This is a genomic window from Comamonas trifloxystrobinivorans (genome assembly GCF_043359985.1).
In the GTDB taxonomy this organism is placed as follows: domain Bacteria; phylum Pseudomonadota; class Gammaproteobacteria; order Burkholderiales; family Burkholderiaceae_C; genus Comamonas; species Comamonas trifloxystrobinivorans.
This window is the reverse complement of sequence record NZ_JBHZGV010000003.1, coordinates 277,999-297,433: the sequence shown is the minus strand read 5'-3', so window position 1 is coordinate 297,433 and position 19,435 is coordinate 277,999. Positions and strand designations below refer to the sequence as shown.

Here is a 19,435-nt window from a genome sequence, read left to right as displayed (position 1 = left end):
AGCTGTGATCGGTGTTGCCATCGCAGCTGGCTTTAGTAAGCGGGCATGGCTGGCCGTTCTTTCAAACGTGCATGGCGGCCTCCAACAGGCGCTTGGCCTCAGGGGATTGCAGTTGCCCTGCGAGCAGTTCGTCACGCGTGACCAAGTCGACAAAGCGGCCATGCACCATGAAGGCAATGCGCTCACACATGTGTGCCACCACATGCAGGTCGTGGCTGACCATCACAAAGGCGGTGCCATATTGCTGGCGTACACGGCTCAGCAGGTTCAAAACCTCGGCCTGAACGGAAACGTCCAGGGCAGACGTCGGCTCATCGAGCAGCAGCACCTTGGGCTCGACCAGCAGCGCACGCGCAATGCAAACGCGCTGGCGTTGCCCGCCAGACAGCTGCCCCGGAAGCCGGAAACGCAGGGCCGTTGACAGAGCGACGGTTTCCAGTGCTTTGGCGATGCGCTCTTCATGGCGGTCCATGCGGTGCACGATCAGCGGTTCACGCAAAATCTCGTCGATGGTGTGGCTGGGATTGAGAGCTGCCAGCGGGTCTTGAAAGACCATTTGCATGGCACGCCGGTCGACCAGTTGGCGGCGGCGGAGAAGGGGCTGGCCGTCAATGGCCATGGAGCCACTCCATTGGGTATCAATGCCGGCGACAGCACGCAAAATACTGCTTTTCCCGCAGCCGGACTCGCCCACAATGCCAATGCTTGCGCCACGCTCCAGCGCAAAGCTGACGCCATGAACAACCTGGGCCGTTCCTCGCTGTACCGACAGTTGTTTTACCTGCAGGGCGGCTTCAGTTACTGCAACCATGTGGCCTCCCTTTGCAGTACCGGCAGATCGCCACCAAGGTGCTTGAGCGAAGGTCTGCAGGCCAGCAAACCCTGGGTATAGGGGTGGGTTGCATGCTGCAGTTGGTTGCCGGCCAGCTCTTCCACTATCCGGCCTGCGTACATCACCAGAATGCGGTCGGCGTAGCGAGCGACCAGGTCCAGGTCGTGGCTGATCAGCACCAGGCCCATGCCGCGCTGGCGCACCTGTTCGTCGATCAGATCCAGAATGCGGTGTCGTACCAAGGCATCGAGTGCGGAGGTGGCTTCATCAGCGATCAGCAAATCGGGCTGGGCAGAGAGCATCATCGCGACCATGGCCCGCTGCGCCATGCCGCCGGAGACCTCATGCGGGTACAGCTTGGCGACTCTTTCCGGCTCTCGAATATGCACCTCCGCCAGCAGCTCCAATACGCGGGCGTGGGCCTTTGCCGGCGGCACTACGCGGTGGACGGTGAGCATTTCTGCGAGTTGCTTGCCGATAGTCATCAGCGGATCCAGGCCTTGCTTGGGGTCTTGCACCACCATGCCGATGCGGCGCCCCCTCAACTGCCGCAAAGCGCGCGGTTGAATGGCGAGCAGGTCTTGCCCTTGCAAGGCCAGCTTGTCTGCCGCCAGCGTGGCGCTGGGTGGCAGAAGCCCGAGCAGTGAACGAAAGCTGATGGATTTGCCAGAGCCGGATTCACCCACTACCGCTATGCGCTCGCGGCCCATCTGGAGGTTGATGCCACGTACTGCCTCATTTCTTCCTTGCGGGGTGGCAAAGCTGATTCGCAGATTGCGAATATCCAACAACGGACATGTGCTGTTGTCACTCATGGACGCCTCCTTATTTCACGCCGGGATCGACGATGTCCCGCAATGCGTCGCCAAGAAAGTTGAAGCCCAGGCTCAACAGCAAGATCAAGACGCCCGGCAGAGTGGACACCCACCAGGCCTCCAATACGATCGCCCGGCCTTCCGCAACCATGGCACCCCATTCCGGCGTGGGAGGCGGCAGCCCCAAACCGAGGAAGCCCAGGCCGGAGACGATAAGCACAATGCCGGGCGCGTCGAGCGCCGCACGCACCAAGGCCGAAGGCATGCACAAAGGCAATGCGTGGCGCAGCAGCAGCCGGGTGCGTGAGACACCCAGCGCTCGCGCGGCCTGGATGAATTCGGCATGGCGTACTGCCGCCACTTCCGCACGTGCAACCCGCGCATAGGGTGGCCAGCCTGTGATGGCTATGGCAATCACTGCGGTCCACAGGCCGGAGCTCAGTGTGGCGGCCACGGAGATCGCCAGTATCAGCCGCGGGAAGGCCATGAATACGTCGGCTATGCGCATCAAAATGGCATCGAGCCACCCGCCCCACAACCCGGCTGCGGCACCAATCAGCAAGCCTGCGGGAACGCAGCAGACCAGCACCAGGAAAACGATGGCCAAAGTGGGCCGGGCGCCGAAGACGACGCGCGCAAGAATGTCCCGGCCCAGGGTGTCGGTGCCCAGCCAATGCGCAGAGGAAGGAGGCAGCAGGCGATCGCCCAGTGATTGGGAAACCGGGTCGGCCAGCGGCAAGCCAGGTGCAAGCAGCGCCATCAGTACGATCAGCCCGACCAGGATCAGCCCTGCCAGGCCGATAGGATTGGCGAGCAAACGACGCAGCAGCCGGTAGAGCGCACCCAGGCGCGCCTGGGTACGGGTGGCGGGCAGGTCGGTGGTCAGCCATTGGGCGGTGGAGAGGCGTGTGTTCATGCTGTGCGCGCCCGGGGATCGAAGGCGGTTTGAATCAGCTCGCTCGCAATGTTCACGAGCATGAAGATGGTTCCGACCAGCAGCGTGGCGGTGAGTACGGCAGGAATGTCGGCGGCGAAGAGCGAGTCTGTGATGTACATGCCCAAGCCAGGCCAGGCGAACACCGTTTCGGTGAGGACGGCGCCTTCGAGCAAATAGGCGTAGGTGAGTGCGACGACGGCGATGATCGGGCCGGCTGCATTGCGCAAGGCATGGCGCCAGAGGATGGCGCTTTCGCTCAAGCCCTTCAGCCGCAGCACCGTGGTGTAGTCCTGGCGCAGTTGCCACAGCAGGAAACTGCGCGTCATCCGCGCCACAAAACCGAGGGCGACCATGGCCAGCAGGCCGGCGGGCAAGATCAGATGCGAGAGTGCGTTGCGAAAAGCATCCCATTCGCCGGCCAGCAGCGTGTCAATCAGCATGAGGTGGGTGACGGCCGGCACCGAGTAGCGGTAGCTGACGTCCAGCCGACCCGGCCCAGCCACCCACCCGAGCTGGGCATAAAAGAGCAACAGGCCCACGATCCCCAGCCAGAAGATGGGCACGGAATGCCCGCCGAGCGACAGAATCCGCCCCCAATGATCGGGCCAGCGGTTGGCATACTGCGCACACAGCAGCCCCAAAGGAATGCCCAGCAGTGTGCCCCAAATGATGGCCACCGTGGCCAATTCGAAGGTGGCGGGAAAGTAGCGCCGAATATCTTTGCCTATGGGCTGCCCCGTGACCAGCGATTGGCCGAAGTCGCCGCGTGCCATATCCTTCACAAAGGCTGCGAACTGATGGGCCAGTGGCTGGTCCAGGCGCAGTTCGCGGCGCACTTTCTCGTACTGCTCCTGGGACGCGCGGTCACCAACGATTCGCAACACCGGATCGGTCGGCAGCACGCGACCCAGCGCGAAGGTGACCACCAGCAAGCCTAGCAAGGTGATGCAAGCGGTCAGTACAGTGGAGCCCAGCCAGCGCAGGCTGCGGCGCAGGGTGCGGCCAGACACGGAAGCGGGAGCAAGCGCCGAGCTATCGGTTGGAGCTGGTGATACGGTGGATTCAGTCACGGTTCTGGGGCTCAGTTTTTCTCTATCACGTGGTAGGCGGTAGAGTCGAAGGTCACTGCGCCGTGGTAGTTCTTGACGTTGGCGCGCATGGCAATGGGCTCGATCTTTTGAACGATGAAGCTGAAGGGCGAGTCATCGCGCAGCGTGCGTTGCAGCTCGGCATAAACAGACAGGCGCTTTGCGTTGTCCAATTCATGGCGCGCAGCATCTGCTTTAGCGCTGAGCTGCGGCGTCAGCCAATTGGCACGCCATGGGGCGTTTTTCAGAGCAGAAGCATCCGCGTTGTCGGTATTGCGGCTGAAGAACTCCAAGGTGGAGCTGGGGTCTGAATAGTCGGGCGCCCAGACGAAAACGATCATGTCGTGGCGGCGCTCGCGGTAACGGGTCAGTACTTGCGATGGCTCACCCACCTTCAGATCCAATGCAATGCCCGCCTGTCCCAGGCTGGATTGCAGGGCCTGGGCAATCTCGCGGTAAGGGCTGGCGCTCATGACATCGATAGACATGGTGAATCCATCTTTCATGCCCGCTTTGCTCAACAGCGATTGGGCCTTGGCGATGTCCAGCTGGTAGGGCTCCTCGGCCAGTGCACCGTCGGTGCCTTTGGCCACCGGTGACTGGTTCACCTGGTACTGCCCGCGAAACAGTTGTTTGGCGATTCCTTCGTAGTCAATCGCCCAGCGCATGGCTTGCCATACCTCCGGTTTTGCCAGCTTTGGGTTGGCGGTATTGAGTGCCAGGTAATAGACGTTGCCGCGCGGAATCTGGACCAGTTTCAAATCCGGCTTGCTGGAGATGGCCTGGACCTGGTCAGGATTGAGATCCGAGGCCACATCCACATCGCCTTTTTCCAGCAGCATGCGCTGGGCGGCCGGCTCGGCGACATGCCGAACGATGACGCGCTTGAGCTTGGGCGGCCCGGCCTGGTAGCCAGGAAAGGCTTCCAGAACCACCGCGTCTTTGGCTTTCCACTCCAGCAAACGGTAGGCACCAGCGCCGGCTGAATGGCTGCGCAACCAGGCATTGCCCAGGTCGCCATTTTTCGCGTTGGCCAGCACCGTCTTCTTGTCAACCACCGAAGCGATGGTGGCGCTCAAGGCGCTCAGCAACAGGTCTGTAGCAAAAGGCTGCTCAAAGCTGAGTATCAGTTTGTCGCCTTCCGCACGTACGCGCTCTTTCACGTTGTCGCGCGTCCAGCCGAACTGTTTGAGAATGATGGCCGGCTGCTTGTCCAGCAAAATGCCGCGCTGCAGCGAGAAGGCGGCATCGTCAGCGGTGAGCGGGTTGCCGGACTGGAACTTCAACCCCGGGGCCATGGTGAATGTGATCTGCTTGCCATCGGGCGATGCGAACCAGCTTTGGGCAGCACCGGGAATGATCTTGCTGAAATCGAGCGGGTCGTGCTGAACCAGCCGCAAGTAGAGGTTGTTGAGGCTGTCGCCGGATGCAATCTCAAATGCCTCTTGCGGGTCGAGCGTGAGAAAGGAGCTGATGTCCCGTGCAATCACCAAGGTGTCTTTGGGTGTTGCCGCCCAGGCAGGCAGCGCCAGAAGAGGGGCAATCAGTGCGGCGGCACGCAGCGACGGGGACAGAATTCTTTTCATCATGGCTCCTCGGTTGGGTGTGGATGGAAGCGGGCGCGTGCACAGGCAAGCTCAGTCCGCCAAAACCTCGTATTTGCGGATGAGCTCCGCATAGAAGAGGCTGTCTTTCTGAATTTGTTGGGCAAACTCGGCGGGAGCTTGGTAGTGCGCAGATACGCCACCCATCAACAGCTTCTGTTGAACTTCTGGGTCAGCCAGCGCTGCGGCCATGAGCGCCGACATGCGCTCCACTGTGGAAGGCGGCGTAGCCTTGGGAGCAAACAGGGAGATCCAGCTGGGCGCTGCCGTGATGCGAACCTGGCCTTCTCTGATGGTGGGAACCTCGGGCAGGCTCGCCACCCGCTGGGGGGCGTTCACGGCCAGGGCTTTGAGTGCGCCACTTTTCACATGGCTGATGGCGGTGGGGTCAATGATGAAGTCGATCTCACCGCTCAGGGCTGCATTCACATTGTCGGTATTGCCCTTGTAGGGAACAGACAGCAGTTTGACGCCGGTTTCGTTGCGGATGATCTCTCCCATCAAATGGGTGATGGTGCCCACGCCCACGTAGCCAAACCTGAGTTCGCGGTTCTCCTGCTTGGCTTGGGTAATCAGCTCGTCAAAATTGTTGGCTTGGATGTGCTTGTTGGCAGCGAACAAACTGACCGTATCTGCCAACCTTGCTACGGGGATAAAGTCGCGCTGCGGAACAAAGGGCACTTTGCGCAAGTGTGGAACGATGGCCATGACCGCGGTCGCGGCAACCAAAAAGCTGTGCCCGTCGCCTGCAGCGGCAGCCATAGCCTGCGTTCCGACAATGCCTGATGCGCCTGCGCGGTTCTCCACCACAATGGGTTGGCCTAGTTGCGGTGCAATGGTGTGGGCCAGCAGCCGCGCAACGTAGTCCACACTGCCACCCGGTGGGTAGGCCACGACAAAGCGAATAGGCCGGGTGGGAAAATCTTGCGCCTGGGCCAGAGCGGAGCCGCTGGCAACCAGAGCCGTGAGCAAAGAGAAGGCAAAAATTTTCCAGTGAAATTTCCTGCCTCGGCAGAAGGTCAGAGTGAGGTAAGACATGGACATGCGGGAACTCCTGAATCTGATGGGGCGGCCCGATGCTCAGGTTGCAGCTTGGTGGAACAGCTGGACGTCGCGCTCCCACGCTTGTCCCGGCATGGCTGCAAACAGTTTTTGGGTGTAAGGGTGGCTGGGAGCTTGGGCGATTGCTTGTACCGTTCCCGTCTCAACAATTCGCCCTTGGTGCATGACCGCAATGCGGTCACAAATCTGGCTGGCCACACGAAGATCGTGGGTGATGAAAAGCATTGAGAGATTGAGCCTGGTACGGACCTCGCGCAGCAGGCATAGCACCTGTTGTTGCACAGACACGTCCAGAGCAGAGACCGCTTCGTCAGCCACGATCAAACTGGGCTGCATGACCAGGGCGCGAGCCATGCCTATGCGCTGACGCTGTCCACCGCTGAACTCATGGGGATAGCGATGGACAACGCTGGCATCCAAGCCGACCACCTTCAGCACTTCCTGCATCCGCCGATGGGCTTCGTCGGCCGAGACGCCACAGACAATGGCGTTTTCAGTGATGATCTGCCCGACTCGGTGGCGCGGGTTGAGTGAGGCGAAAGGATCTTGGAAGATCATCTGTATCTGTGGACGCAGAGCCTTGAGTGCGCGCCCTTTCAGATCTTGGATGGCTTGCCCGCGGAACAGAATCTGACCGCTATCCAGGTCCAGCAAACGCATCAGACATTGGCCCAAGGTGGTCTTGCCGGAGCCGGATTCGCCAATCAAGCCGACGGTCTCACCCTCGCCAATAGTGAGACTGACATCGTTCAGTGCCATTGTGCGGCTGCGCTTGTCAAACAGGCTAATACCGAGGGAACGGTAACTCTTGTGGAGGTTTTCAACCTGCACCAGAGTTGGCCGTGCATGCTGGCAGTTGTCGTTGTTGCCTGAGCGAAGGCGCGGTACAGCGTTGATCAGACTGCGGGTGTATTGGTGTTGCGGTGCGCGCAGCACCTGGTCGGCTGTACCGGCCTCTACCACCCGCCCTTGCTGCATCACCACCACACGATCGGCAATGTCGGCCACTACGCCGAAATCATGGGTGATAAAGAGAACACCAATGCCGTGGGTCTGCTGCAACTGCCGGATGAGAGCCAGAATCTGCGCTTGCGTCGTAACATCCAGCGCCGTTGTCGGCTCGTCTGCAATCAGGATTTGGGGCGCCAAAGCCATCGCGATGGCGATGACCACTCTTTGCCGTTGCCCGCCCGATAGCTGGAACGGATAGCGGTGCCGTAGCGCTTCTGGCTCAGGCAAGTTCATTTCTCTCAGCAGCTCGAGAACCCGACGCTCACGGCTTTTGGCGTCTTTGTGACCATGCACCAGCAGCACTTCTTCAATCTGCTCGCCGATGCGCATGACCGGGTTCAGGGCAGTCATGGGTTCTTGGAAAACCATGCCTATGCGTGCACCGCGTACTAGACGCAGTTCCTCGCGCTGGAGCGCCAGCAGGTTTTCACCAGCAAGCACAATTTCCCCTTCGACGATGCGCAAGCTGTGTGCGGGCAGCAGTTGCATGACGGCGTTGGCCATCACTGATTTGCCGGAGCCGGACTCTCCCACCACGGTCACAGTCTTCCCTGCAGGCACATCGAAGGAGACACCGTGCACGGCAAACTGCCGATCGCCACCTTCTGGCAGCGCGACGGTGAGGTTGCGGACTTGAAGCAAGGCTGTATGGGATGGCTGATCCATCAGTGACCTCCCGTGAAGCGGCGGCGCGGGCTCAGCGCTTTGTTAAGCGCGTCACCAAGAAAGTTGAGCCCCAGTACCGTCAAGAAGATCGCACTTCCTGGAAGTGCGGAGAGCCACCAGCTCTGCAGCAGGGTGGTGCGCCCGGAGCCGATCATGTAGCCCCAGGTGATCATGCTGCGGTCGCCCAGCCCAAGAAAGCTGATGGCTGATTCCAGCAAAATGGCCGTAGCCATCATCAGCGAGGCCGCAACGATGATCGGAGACAGCGTATTGGGAAGGATCTGCCGAAACACAATGCGCAGATCGGACTGGCCGCCCTGCACTGCCGCTTTGACGAAGTCACGCGAGCGCAGCGATAGAAACTCGGCTCGGACGAGGCGAGCGACCGAGGGCCAGGAGATCACACCAATGGCTGTCACTATGGAATAGAGTGACGGACCGAATATGGCCACCATCAGTAGTGCCAGCAAAAAGCCAGGGATAGTCTGGAATATTTCGGTGAAACGCATGATGGTGTCGTCCACCCAACTGCCGTAGTAGCCTGCGACGGCCCCCAGAATGGTGCCGACGCTCACGGCCACCAGGGTGGCGATTACACCGATCAAGAGCGACACCCGCGCGCCATGTGCCACGCCGGCAGCCACATCACGCCCCAGCATGTCTGTGCCAAAAGGGTAGCCGGGGCTGAACGGCGGCAGATTGGGCTCGGACACCATGGCCCACGGGTCGCCAGGGTAGAACCAGGGCGCGCCCAATGCCAGCACCAGGATGGCCAGCAGTATCAGGCTGCCGGCGATGCCAACGGGCTGACGCAACAGTTGCTTGAAGATGGCTTTCATGTCTGCAGCTCAATTCGTGGGTCTGCCATGCTGTAGAGCAAGTCGGCAATCAGATTGAAGAGGACGACCATCACCGAGCTGACGAAAAAAATCGCCAGCAGCAGGTTGTAGTCGCGCTGAAATAGCGCATCGAAGGCCAGGCGCCCGATGCCGGGCCAGGCGAAGACGGTTTCAATTAGCACCGATCCGCCCAGGATGTGACCGGCTTGCAGCGAGACGAAGGTGATGACCGGCAACAAGGAGTTGCGCAGGATGTGGTTTCGCCACACACGGCCCTCGGGTACGCCTTTGGCGCGCGCCGTTTTGACAAAGTCCTGGTCCATCACTTCGAGTGCAGCGGCGCGTGTGACGCGGGTATAGATGGCTACATAGAACAGACCCAAGGTGATGGCCGGCATCACCAGGTGTTTGGCCGTATCAAGCAAGGCTGCGAAACCGGTGTTATCGGCACCGACGGTGCTCATGCCATAAGGAGGCAGCCACCCCAGCTTCATTGAAAACAAGACAATGGCCAGGAGCCCGATCCAGAACAGCGGCATGGCAAAAAAGACCAGCGATCCCGCGGTAATAGCCGTATCCAGCCAGCTGCCTGCGCGCCTGGCCGCAGCGATCCCCAGGCCTATGCCTGTGACCACGGAGAAGCCCAGAGCGCTGAGCGTCAGCAGCAGCGTTGCAGGCAGCTTTTCCAGCACGATCTCCTTGACAGGCCGGTTCTCTCGGTAAGAGTTGCCGAACTCGAAGCTCATCAGCTGCTTCATATAGGTGAGCAACTGCACCGGAATCGGCTTGTCCAGGCCATATTCCTGGCGAATTCGCTCAACGAACTCCGCGTCTACAGCGCCAGCTTCGCCTGCAAGAATGGTGGCTGGATCGCCAGGCGCAGCGCGGATCAGTGCAAAGTTGATGGCTATGACGAATAGGATGACCAACACTGCTTTGAAGCAACGCTGGGCAAAGTAGACCGTTCGCTCCATGGTGATCGCCCTATTTCGCCGTGCCCGCTGTGGGCTTGGCATCTAACCAGACATCGGCGAAGTTATCGTTCATGCCGAGTCCGCTGCTGATGAGATTTTTGACCTTGGTGCGGAAGACCGTGGGCATCACCATTTGATGGGTCCAGAGAATGGGCAGATCGTGTGACAGGGTCTTTTGTAATTGCGAATAGTGCTTGGCGCGCTCTTGCGGGTTGATCTCCTGCTCGGCCTTCACCAGCAGGGCATCCACCTCCTGGTTGACATAGCCATCGATATTGGCCGCTGTACCGCGGTTGAGCTGGTTGGTGGAGAGATAGGTCTGGCTGATGCCTATGGCCGGATCGCCTAGCAAGTAGACAAAGTTGTAGGCCAGATCAAAGTCGCCGGAGGAGGCGCGGGACGACCAGCCGGGAACATCGGTCGCGACAATCGTGGTCTTGATTCCCACCGCATTCAAGCGTTCGCGCGTGTATTCAGCCAGCCGCTGCCATGCCTCGCCATAGGGCAAGGGCAGCAAGCGCAGTGTCACCCGGGTGCCGTCGCTAGCGGGTTTGAGCCCCATGTCATCGAGCAGCGCTTTGGCGCGAGCCGGGTCGTAGGGATAAAGGGTTTCCACGCTGGTGTCCCGAAAGGCGTAGCCCTGTGGGAAAGGGCCGTTGACCATTTCACCAAATGTGGAAAAGATGTTCTTGATGATGAACTGGCGGTCGATTGCGTGTGCAATGGCCTGTCGAAAACGCAGGTCATCAATGGGTTTGTTGCGCAGGTTCAGGTTCAGAAAACCGACCGGCTGGAGAAACTCCCAACCAGCCTTGGTCAGGTTGGCATTCGGTAACGCTGCCAGCCGTGCAATCTCGAAGTTCTCTACATCGCCGGCGCGGATGGCGTCGACCTTTCCACTTTCGAATGCGATAGAGCGCCCTACCGCATCGGGAACAATATGAAAGTACAGTGTGTCGAGATACGGCTTGCCAGGGTCCCAGTATTGGGGGTTCTTGACCAGCTTGATAAATGCCCCGCGGCGCCACTCGCCCATCTTGAACGGGCCGGTGCCGACGATGGTGTTGTTCACCGGTGTGCTTCGGTAGTCCGTGACGCCCTCGTAGAGATGCTTGGGCATGATGGTGCCGCCCGTGGCTTCGAAGATGAGCATGAAGGCCGGGTAGGGGTTCTTCAGCTTGAAAACCACCGTCAAGTCATCAGGCGCCTCGATAGATGCGACCTGATCCATGACCAGCCTGGTGCGCGCAAAGGTCGCGGGCAGGTATTGCTTGAAGCTGAACACCACATCGGCCGCGCTGAAAGGTTTGCCGTCATGCCACTTGACGCTGGGACGGAGCTGAAAGGTGTAGGTTTTGCCGTCAGGCGAGATGGACCAGGACCGGGCCAGGCGTGGAATGGGCTCGAGCTTGGGGGTGAGCGAAATCAGCCCTTCGTAGACTTTGCTGCCTACGAAGGAGCTTGGACCCAATTTGGAGTTGCCCAGATTGATACCAGGGGGCTCCGGGTTGACGATGAGGTTCAGCGTACCGCCAACGCGTGGAGCCTGCGCGAATGCGGTGCTGGCGAGCAGAGTAGCGCCCAGGGCGAGAATGAGTTGGCGGAAGGCTTTCATGGTCGTCTTGGTTGGTTGAGGGTTTCAGGTTCGGGCTGCGACGCCGAAATGGCTCTCGGCGTCGTCCAGCGCGCGCGCCAGTCCATCGACCAGTTCGTCGATTTGTGCGCGCTCGATGATGAGAGGCGGACACAACGCAATGCAGTTGCTGATGGCGCGAACGATCACTCCGTGCTCCATCGCCCTGTTTTGAATCCATGCGCCAATGCCGGCTGAAGCTGGAAATGGCGTTTTACTGGCTTTGTCGGCGCTAATTTCCACAGCAGCCAGCAGGCCCATGCCACGTACTTCGCCAACCAGCGAGTGCTGGCTCAGCGCACGGAGGCGCTCGAAGAAATAGGGCGCAATTTTTTGCACTTGCTCGACGATGTTGCGCTCTTGGTAGAGTCGGATGGTCTCCAGCGCTACCGCTGCAGCAACCGGGTGGGCGGCATAGGTCAGACCATGCGCAAAGGCTCCGTTTTTGCGGCTGCCCGCTTTGAGTGCATCGTTGATGGCATCGGTGATGAGCAAGCCTGAGATGGGCTGGTAGGCGCCAGACAGGCCTTTGGCGACGGTCATCATGTCGGGCTTCAGACCAAAGCTGTCACTACCGAACATTTGACCTGTGCGCCCAAAGCCGCAAATGACCTCGTCCACGATGAAGAGGATGTCGTACTTTTTGAGGATGGCCTGAACGCGTTCGAAGTAGCCGTCGGGCGGAACAATGACTCCGCCAGAGCCGTTGATCGGCTCGGCGATAAAAGCTGCCACGGTATCTGCGCCTTCTCTCAGAATGAGCTGCTCCAGGTTGTTGGCCAAGCGCTCAGTGAACTGTGCCTCGCTCTCGCCGGGCTGAGCAAAGTGGTAATAACTGGGGCAGTCCGTGTGCAGAACCTGCGGGATAGGCAGGTCGAAATCTCGATGCACGTGGACCAAACCGGTCAAGCTGCCAGAGGCCACTGTCACTCCGTGGTAGCCATAAAGCCGCGAGATGATTTTTTTCTTCTTCAGTCGGCCCAGCTGGTTGTTGTAGTACCAAACCAGTTTGACTGCCGCATCGTTGGCTTCTGAGCCGGAGTTGGCAAACAGTACATGGTTGAGACCTTCGGGGGCGATCTGGGTTAGTGCCTCGGCCAACGCAATGCCCGGAGGGTGTGAGCGATGGTTGAATAGATGGTAGTAGGGCAGGGTGCTGAGCTGGCGTGTCGCTGCATCCACCAGGCGTTTCTCGGAGAAACCGAGGGAGGCGCACCATAGCCCGGACATGCCTTCCAAATAGCGCTTGCCGCTGTCGTCTTGCACATAGCAGCCGTCGCCCCGCGTGATCACCAGCGGTCCGCGCTGGTCGTGTGCGTCCAGGTTGGAGTAGGGGTGTACAACGTGTGCGATGTCTTTCTCGCGATTCTGGTCAGGCGTGTTGCTCATGGTGGTCTCCTGGGTGTGGATGGGAGGTGTTGGTTTGTGCTGCGGCACCACGCGAGCGCAGAAAGCCGTCAAGAAATGCGTTGAGGTTCTCGCCCAGCTTCTCTACGAGGTAGCCGCCTTCTTGGACCAGCACCACGGGGCCGCGGTATTGGCCGATCCGCTCGCCGGCCATGCGAAATCCTTCGGTGCTCACCGCCAAATCGGACGAGGGGTCCCCCTTGAAGGGATCAAAGCCCAGTGATACCAAAAGCGCCTTGGGTTGAAATGTCTGGATGGCTGCCATGCCCTGGTCGATCGCATCGAGCCAGGCTGGGTCTTCCGATTTCAGGGGAAGTGGCAGGTTGAGGTTGCAGCCCTGGCCAGCACCTTCGCCACACTCGTCTGCGTAGCCCGCGTAAAACGGAAAGAGAACGTTGGGGTCTCCATGCACCGAAACGAAGTGCACATCCCCACGCGCGTAGAAGATGGACTGCGTTCCATTGCCGTGGTGGGTGTCTATATCGAGAATGGCTACCTGCCCCAGCTTTTTGGCCAGATAGTTGGCTGCAATAGCTACGTTGTTGAGATAGCAAAATCCGCCGCCAAAATCTGCGTAGGCATGGTGGCCTGGTGGTCGACACAATGCGTAGGTCTCGCGTTCACCCTCCAGTGCCAAGCGAGCAGCCTCAAGTGCGGTATGTGCTGAAGCTACTGCCGCATCCCACGTGCCTGCGGTGATGGGGCTGGAGCCGCCAGCCAGGTAGTAGCCCACTTGGCCTTGGATGCTCTCTGGGCGGCGGCGTGAGCTGTAGTGAGCAAATGCGTGTGGATGGATGACAGAGCTGGCGTTAGGCAAACGCTTCCAGCGCAAGAATGCGCTTTCCAAAAACGCCAGGTAGCCCGCATCGTGCACGTCGGCAATCCAGGTTTGATCCCAGCCATGTGGTCTGACTTCCACATGACCGTGTGTCAGCAGATGGTCTCGCAACACTTCAGCACGTGCTGGAGACTCCAAGCTGCTCACCGCATTGCCGCGCACGATGATCTCTTGTGGGGCATGTGAATAATGATCCGGAGAGTAGGTGAATTTCAATTCTTGCTCCTGTTCGCTAAACACCAGCTTAGTTAGCGAGGAACAGAAAGAATTGACGGAACACGACAATCGGCCACTGGGGCGAAGGTCGCTCGCGGTCTTGAGCGCACGCACGGCGACAAGCGTTCCTTTATCGACGCAGCGAGAGCTTAGGCTCCAGGGATTGCTTTAGCGTGGAGAGTCGGCAGCTAGCAACCAGGCTTGAATTTTTCTCTGGCTGTCGCTGGCTTAGTGCCATGAAATCAACGTGTGGAAAATGCATTGCGCTGCATGAGAGATGCAGCAGGCAAGGAGGTGCGCGTGGTATTGAATGGATATCTACGCTGCAAAATTGGCTGATTGCAGGGGATCAGCGGCTTCATTCTGCGTGCCTCATTCCAAGCTTGAAACCGCTCTTAGAGCGTGTTTACGATCTCTACGCAGTCACGTTGTGCTGCAATCGAGTCCGAGTTCGCTGTGATGGGGCGCAGAATGCACCGATGTGCATTCAAGGCCCAACGCTGCGAAATCGGCCGATTTCAGTGCAACCCTTGTGGACGGCGGCTTTGCGAAGCATTAGCGCGGCGGTAAGAGAGACTCTTGGATACTGCAAAAGCGGAATTTGCGAGGAGCTCATTACCTCGCAAAGCCGTTGTCGTGGCGCGAGGAGATCGTAAACACGCTCTTAGTGGACTGCTATCGACTGGCGGAATTGTCTGGGGCTTTGCTGAGCATGGTGGCGAAAGGCGCGGGTGAAAGCGCTCGATTCACTGAAGCCCAGCTTCTCAGCGATGAGTGTGATGCTCAGCTCGCGCTCTTGCAGCAGTTGCTGGGCCATGTCCATGCGCACCTGAGCGCGCAGCTCCTGAAAATTAATGCCTTGTGCCTTGAGTCGGCGTTGCAAGGTGCGTGCAGTCGTGCCGAAGCTGGCAGCTGCGTTTTCCAGCGAGCTGGTTTCTTGCCAGGCAGAATGCCGCATCCATTCGCTCAACGCTGCTTGCAATAGAGCGGCTGCTTCGCTGTTGGGGTGCATTTGCAGCTCCATCCGCTTGCAGTACTCATGAAAACGGGCCGGGTTGGCGGTGGCGATTGGCTGCAGCAGCAGCTCTTGCGAGAACCACAGCGCCGTAGTGGGCGCGTCAAACTGTACGGGAGCGCCAAAGAAGCGCTTGTATGCCTCAGGGTGGTCTGGGCATTTCGCTGCGATGGAGACCTGGTCCAAGGCCCAGCGCTCACCCGTGCATCTGCGCAGGGAGCGCCATACCTTGCCCAAGGTGTAGGCGCTGTCCTGGAGCCGGTTTTTGATGCTCATGTCGTCGATGTTGTACACAAACCGGGCGGTATTTTGCAGCTTCTCCAGCTTGACGGTGGTGCCTGTTTGTGCAGCGGGAAAAAATCGAACCAGCGCGCCGAGTGCATCACCCGCAGACGGCGCAAAGTCAAAAAGGTCGCCAAATATCGATGGCGAGATGGAATGCGCCGCGGCGGCCATTTCCAGGCCCAGTTGCGCGCGCCCGCTTTGTTGCGCGGCTTCCTCCAGCATGTTGGTGTAGCTGAACAGCGGAATCCGTGCAGCGTCGTTGCTGCGGTTTTGTGCCAAGGGCGGCGCTGTGCTGGGCTTGGCGTGTGTTCTGCGATGCAGCAGCAGTGACTCCAGCAAATCAGAGGCGACGTGGTGTGCTTTCGTGCTGATGGCGCCAACAACAATTCTCGTAGTCATGGCCGTGCTTCCTGATGATGTGCAACATGCTTTCGATCATGGCAAGAAGTTCCAAATAATAGAACTACTGTTTTATATTTTATAAATGCGGTTTCCGTATATCGGGAAAGTCCCAGGGGAAATGCGCGAAAGGATGGAGGCACGATCAAGGTCAAGCATGGCTTCTCAGCGGGCGATGCTGTACCTCCCAAAGGAGCACCCGCAAGGAGCGTTGAGCCGCCGTTGGCGTTAGAGTCGGGGCACGCGATAGCGGTGCTCGCCAGCATGGACGTGGCAGGTGTTTTCAAACTGCTTTGCATGGCGGCCATAGCCTTTGGGTTTCAAGCTGTTTTTGGATGAAGTGGAAAAGCTTATGAACAACACCTTAGTCAAGGGCTTGGCGATCATTGAACTATTGGCCCATAGCGACCGTGCCTTGGGTTTGACCGAGATCGCGGCCGCATTGAGCCTGGCAAAAAGCAATGTGCACCGCTTGCTGCAGGCGTTGACTGAGGCGCGCTTTATTGTTCGAGACGAAAAAAGCGGTCGCTATATGGCCGCGATCAAATTGTGGGAGTTGGGGTCGGCGGTCTTGTCCAAGTTGGACCTGCGTGTCTATGCAGAGCAGGTGATGGAGCGGCTGTTGGAAGAAACGCGCGAGACCGTGCATTTGTCTGTGCTGGACGGCAACGAAGTGGTTTATGTTCACAAGCTCGACAGCCCCAATCCGGTGCGGGCCTATACGCAGATTGGCGGCCGATCCAGCGCTCCCTGTGTTGCTACCGGCAAGGCGATGCTGGCTTTCAGGTCCGAAGAGGTGATCCAGGGTGTTGCGCAGAGCCTGGTGGCGCACACCAAGTTCTCTATTGTTGATCCCGCAAAATTTTTGCAGGAGATGGCGCGCATCCGCGTGCAGGGCTATGCGGTCAACAGGGGGGAGTGGAATGAGAATGTCTATGGCATTGCCTCGCCGGTCAGCGATGCCAGCGGGAATGTGGTGGCTGCGTTAGGCTTGTCTGGGCCGAAGGAGCGCTTCAAGCCTGCGCAGATCAAGGCGTTTTCGCCCTTGGTGGTTGCGGCTGCCGCGCAGATATCTGAGCGTTTGGGGGCTCGCCGCGCCTCCTCGACAAGACGTTGAGGCCTGGCGCGATGGAGAGGCTTGCCTCAGCCCTTCAAAAAGAACAGCACCGCCATCACCAACCCGGTCAGCACAATGCCTGCACGCAGCCAGTTGGCGGGGATTTTGCGGGCCACGCGGGCGCCCAGGTAGCCGCCCAGGGTGGCGGCCACCATCATGATCAGCGCTTGTTTCCACTGCACCACGCCGCCGGCGGCGTAGATGGCGACGGCGATGGCGGTGAGCAGGGCGGAGACCAGGTTTTTGGTGCCGTTCATGGCGTTCAAATTGGTCTGGCCCAGCAGGCCGAGCAAGGCCAGCAGCAGAATGCCCAGGCCACCATTGAAGTAGCCGCCATAGATGGAGACGGCCAACATGCCCAGCGCCGCTTTGGTGGCCGAGGGTGCGGTGTTGGTGTTGCCTTTGGAGGCCCAGGCGCGCAGCTGCGGGCCAAAAGCGAACATGGCGGTGGCCGCCAGCAGCAGCCAGGGCACGATTTTGCGGAAAGTGGCGTCTGGCGTAACCAGCAACAACGCAGCGCCTGCTGCGCCACCGATCAAGGCCAGCACGACCACGGCTTTCATCGACAGGCCGGGCGGCGCTTGCATGTCGTCTTTGAAACCCCAGGCGCCTGCCGCATAACCCGGCAGCAGTGCGACCGTACCGGTGGCGTTGGCTACGACCGGTGGTACGCCGGTAAAGACCAGCGCCGGCAGGGTCAGAAAGCTGCCGCCGCCGGCAACGGCATTGAGTGCGCCAGCGACAAACGCTGCCGCGAGCAAGATCGCGATATCGGCCATGTCTCCTCCTGTCAGGCCCGGCCCTGGCTGCGCCATGCAAGCCGGGGTTGGCGGGTTTTGGAGGATTCTAGGTGTGAATGGCGCGTAATACTGCTGGTATTGGTCGCCTAAAAGTCATTACTGCCTGGCGGCAAGCGGGGTGAATGGCAGGGCTGAAACAGTTGGCCTAAGCGGTGAGAGCGGCAAATGCTGTATTAAATCAATGCTGCTTAATGGTATGAAAAAACAGCCTAGTCAGCAGCAAAGTTGGTCTGTGGATCGGGAGCCACAATGCCGACAGAGGTGTCCAGGCGCGACGTTCCGGCCGCAGACAATACTTCGGTATGGCAAGGCCGGACAACAAAGCCTGGGCTCCTCTGTCGGCACCCCAAAACGAAGATTGCTAACGCCTTAAATGGTTTCAGCTTCGTCATACGGCCCATGCAAACCTGAAAAAAGAAAGGCTACTTCTTGTACGGGTCTTCAAAGCCCAGCTCTTGCATGATGGCGGTCTCGTAGGCCTCCATCTCTTCGGCATCTTGCTCGCTGGTTTCGTGGTCCCAGCCTTGGGCGTGCAAGGTGCCATGCACCAGCAAGTGGGCGTAGTGCTCTTGCAGCGATTTGTTTTGCTCTTGGGCTTCGCGGGCTACCACGGGGGCGCACAGTACCAGGTCGGCCATCACGGTGGGCGCTTGCTGGTAGTCGAAGGTCAGCACATTGGTGGCGTAGTCTTTTTTGCGGTATTCGCGGTTGAGCGCCTGGCCTTCTTCGGCGTCGACGATGCGCACGGTGATTTCGGCGTCGTCGCTGAGCGCGTGGCGGATCCAGCGCGTGACCTGGCTGCGCTGCAGCACGGCGCGGTGTTCGGCCACGCCGTCGAATTTGGCAAATTGCAGCGAAAGGGTTAAAGCATTCAAAGCCATGGTTGTTCGGTATTTTTTTGAGGCTGAGCGTGGGGTGGGGCGCTAGCGGTAAGTGGTGTGAGGGTCAGGCTTCGCGGGCCGGGCGGCGCTGCTTGTCGTAGGCGTCGACGATGCGGGCCACCAGCGGGTGGCGCACCACGTCAGCACTGGTGAAGTGGCTGATGGCAATGCCTTTGACGCGTTTGAGCACGCGCTCAGCGTCGATCAGGCCGCTCATCTGGCCCTTGGGCAGGTCGATCTGGCTCACGTCGCCGGTGACCACCGCCTTGGAGCCGAAGCCGATGCGGGTGAGGAACATCTTCATCTGCTCGGGCGTGGTGTTTTGCGCCTCGTCCAGGATGATGAAGGAATGGTTCAAGGTGCGGCCGCGCATGAAGGCGAGCGGCGCAATCTCGATAGCGTTGCGCTCAAAGGCTTTTTGCACTTTGTCGTAGCCCATCAGGTCGTACAGCGCGTCGTAGAGCGGGCGCAGGTACGGGTCGACCTTTTGCGACAGATCACCAGGCAAAAAGCCCAGGCGCTCACCGGCTTCCACAGCGGGGCGGGTGAGCACGATGCGCTGCACATTGCTGCGCTCGAGCGCATCGACCGCGCAGGCCACAGCCAGATAGGTTTTGCCGGTGCCGGCCGGGCCAATGCCAAAGGTGATGTCGTGGGCGGCAATGTTTTCCAGGTAGGTGTTCTGGTTGGGCGTGCGGGCGCGCAGGTCGGCGCGGCGCGTGTTCAGCACCACGGCGCCTTCGGGGGCGGCAATCAGCTCGGCGTCGCCGGCGAGCATGAGCTGGATCTGGTCTTCGCTGATCGGCGCATCGGCCATCTCGTACAGGGCTTGCAGCAGCTCCAGCGCTTCGTTGGCGACGGCCTTGGGGCCGTCTACCTTGAACTGTTCGTGGCGGTGGGCAATCTTGACCGCCAGGTGGCTTTCGATCAGGCGCAGGTGCGCATCGGCGGGCCCACACAGGTTGGCGAGGCGGTGGTTGTCGTGGGGCGTAAAGGTATGGCGCAGGATCACGCGG

The 19,435-nt window shown here is 59.7% G+C and carries 17 protein-coding genes; 1 reads left to right on the top strand and 16 read right to left on the bottom strand.

The genetic code is table 11. The features are described 5' to 3' along the window. Nucleotides 1-61: 61 nt before the first annotated feature. The 13 genes from ACFIQF_RS04570 to ACFIQF_RS04510 all read right to left on the bottom strand — a co-directional run bounded on the left by ACFIQF_RS04570 (nucleotide 62) and on the right by ACFIQF_RS04510 (nucleotide 15,621). Nucleotides 62-811: an ABC transporter ATP-binding protein gene (locus ACFIQF_RS04570; RefSeq protein ID WP_393940540.1), complete on the bottom strand. Its 750-nt coding sequence runs from the start codon at nucleotides 809-811 to the stop codon at nucleotides 62-64. Further along, nucleotides 799-1,647 carry an ABC transporter ATP-binding protein gene (locus ACFIQF_RS04565; RefSeq protein WP_393940537.1) on the bottom strand — a complete coding sequence of 283 codons (849 nt, stop codon included), beginning with the start codon at nucleotides 1,645-1,647 and terminating at the stop codon, nucleotides 799-801. Before ACFIQF_RS04565 ends, ACFIQF_RS04570 begins: the two co-directional genes overlap by 13 nt. Before the next feature lie 10 nt (nucleotides 1,648-1,657). Then, on the bottom strand, nucleotides 1,658-2,563 hold the full coding sequence (locus ACFIQF_RS04560; protein WP_393940534.1) for an ABC transporter permease: 906 nt from the start codon (nucleotides 2,561-2,563) through the stop codon (nucleotides 1,658-1,660). Then, nucleotides 2,560-3,654 (bottom strand): ABC transporter permease, encoded by a 1,095-nt coding sequence (locus ACFIQF_RS04555; protein WP_393940531.1) that lies wholly within the window; start codon nucleotides 3,652-3,654, stop codon nucleotides 2,560-2,562. The genes ACFIQF_RS04560 and ACFIQF_RS04555 overlap by 4 nt, the downstream gene beginning before the upstream one ends. 11 nt (nucleotides 3,655-3,665) lie before the next feature. Further along, nucleotides 3,666-5,261 carry an ABC transporter substrate-binding protein gene (locus tag ACFIQF_RS04550; protein ID WP_393940529.1) on the bottom strand — a complete coding sequence of 532 codons (1,596 nt, stop codon included), beginning with the start codon at nucleotides 5,259-5,261 and terminating at the stop codon, nucleotides 3,666-3,668. 48 nt (nucleotides 5,262-5,309) lie between these two features. Beyond that, nucleotides 5,310-6,320: a Bug family tripartite tricarboxylate transporter substrate binding protein gene (locus ACFIQF_RS04545; RefSeq protein WP_393940527.1), complete on the bottom strand. Its 1,011-nt coding sequence runs from the start codon at nucleotides 6,318-6,320 to the stop codon at nucleotides 5,310-5,312. Between the two features lie 36 nt (nucleotides 6,321-6,356). Continuing rightward, on the bottom strand, nucleotides 6,357-8,015 hold the full coding sequence (locus tag ACFIQF_RS04540; protein WP_393940526.1) for an ABC transporter ATP-binding protein: 1,659 nt from the start codon (nucleotides 8,013-8,015) through the stop codon (nucleotides 6,357-6,359). Continuing rightward, nucleotides 8,015-8,854, bottom strand: coding sequence for an ABC transporter permease (locus ACFIQF_RS04535; RefSeq protein WP_393940524.1), 840 nt, complete (start codon nucleotides 8,852-8,854; stop codon nucleotides 8,015-8,017). The genes ACFIQF_RS04540 and ACFIQF_RS04535 overlap by 1 nt, the downstream gene beginning before the upstream one ends. Next, the gene (locus ACFIQF_RS04530; RefSeq protein ID WP_393940522.1) at nucleotides 8,851-9,828 is read right to left on the bottom strand and encodes an ABC transporter permease; all 978 of its coding nucleotides are present in this window, start codon (nucleotides 9,826-9,828) and stop codon (nucleotides 8,851-8,853) included. Before ACFIQF_RS04530 ends, ACFIQF_RS04535 begins: the two co-directional genes overlap by 4 nt. Nucleotides 9,829-9,838: 10 nt before the next feature. Continuing rightward, nucleotides 9,839-11,443, bottom strand: a complete 1,605-nt coding sequence (locus ACFIQF_RS04525; RefSeq protein WP_393940519.1) for an ABC transporter substrate-binding protein — start codon at nucleotides 11,441-11,443, stop codon at nucleotides 9,839-9,841. 24 nt (nucleotides 11,444-11,467) lie between these two features. Next, entirely contained in the window at nucleotides 11,468-12,850 is a 1,383-nt protein-coding gene (locus tag ACFIQF_RS04520) for an aminotransferase (RefSeq protein ID WP_393940517.1), read from the bottom strand. After that, nucleotides 12,834-13,922 (bottom strand): histone deacetylase family protein, encoded by a 1,089-nt coding sequence (locus tag ACFIQF_RS04515; RefSeq protein ID WP_393940514.1) that lies wholly within the window; start codon nucleotides 13,920-13,922, stop codon nucleotides 12,834-12,836. The genes ACFIQF_RS04520 and ACFIQF_RS04515 overlap by 17 nt, the downstream gene beginning before the upstream one ends. Nucleotides 13,923-14,586: 664 nt before the next feature. Continuing rightward, a complete protein-coding gene (locus ACFIQF_RS04510; protein WP_393940511.1) occupies nucleotides 14,587-15,621 on the bottom strand; it encodes an AraC family transcriptional regulator in 1,035 nt (344 codons plus the stop codon). Between the two features lie 352 nt (nucleotides 15,622-15,973). Here ACFIQF_RS04510 and ACFIQF_RS04505 point away from each other — a divergent pair, with 352 nt between their 5' ends. Then, nucleotides 15,974-16,738 (top strand): IclR family transcriptional regulator, encoded by a 765-nt coding sequence (locus ACFIQF_RS04505; RefSeq protein WP_393940508.1) that lies wholly within the window; start codon nucleotides 15,974-15,976, stop codon nucleotides 16,736-16,738. Between the two features lie 26 nt (nucleotides 16,739-16,764). On the opposite strand, the gene ACFIQF_RS04500 is transcribed toward ACFIQF_RS04505, so the two are convergent. The 3 genes from ACFIQF_RS04500 to ACFIQF_RS04490 all read right to left on the bottom strand — a co-directional run bounded on the left by ACFIQF_RS04500 (nucleotide 16,765) and on the right by ACFIQF_RS04490 (nucleotide 19,431). Next, the gene (locus ACFIQF_RS04500; RefSeq protein ID WP_393940506.1) at nucleotides 16,765-17,517 is read right to left on the bottom strand and encodes a sulfite exporter TauE/SafE family protein; all 753 of its coding nucleotides are present in this window, start codon (nucleotides 17,515-17,517) and stop codon (nucleotides 16,765-16,767) included. Nucleotides 17,518-17,960: 443 nt separating this feature from the next. Continuing rightward, on the bottom strand, nucleotides 17,961-18,419 hold the full coding sequence (gene ybeY / locus ACFIQF_RS04495) for an rRNA maturation RNase YbeY (RefSeq protein ID WP_393940504.1): 459 nt from the start codon (nucleotides 18,417-18,419) through the stop codon (nucleotides 17,961-17,963). A gap of 64 nt (nucleotides 18,420-18,483) precedes the next feature. Continuing rightward, on the bottom strand, nucleotides 18,484-19,431 hold the full coding sequence (locus ACFIQF_RS04490; RefSeq protein WP_393940693.1) for a PhoH family protein: 948 nt from the start codon (nucleotides 19,429-19,431) through the stop codon (nucleotides 18,484-18,486). Nucleotides 19,432-19,435: the final 4 nt, after the last annotated feature.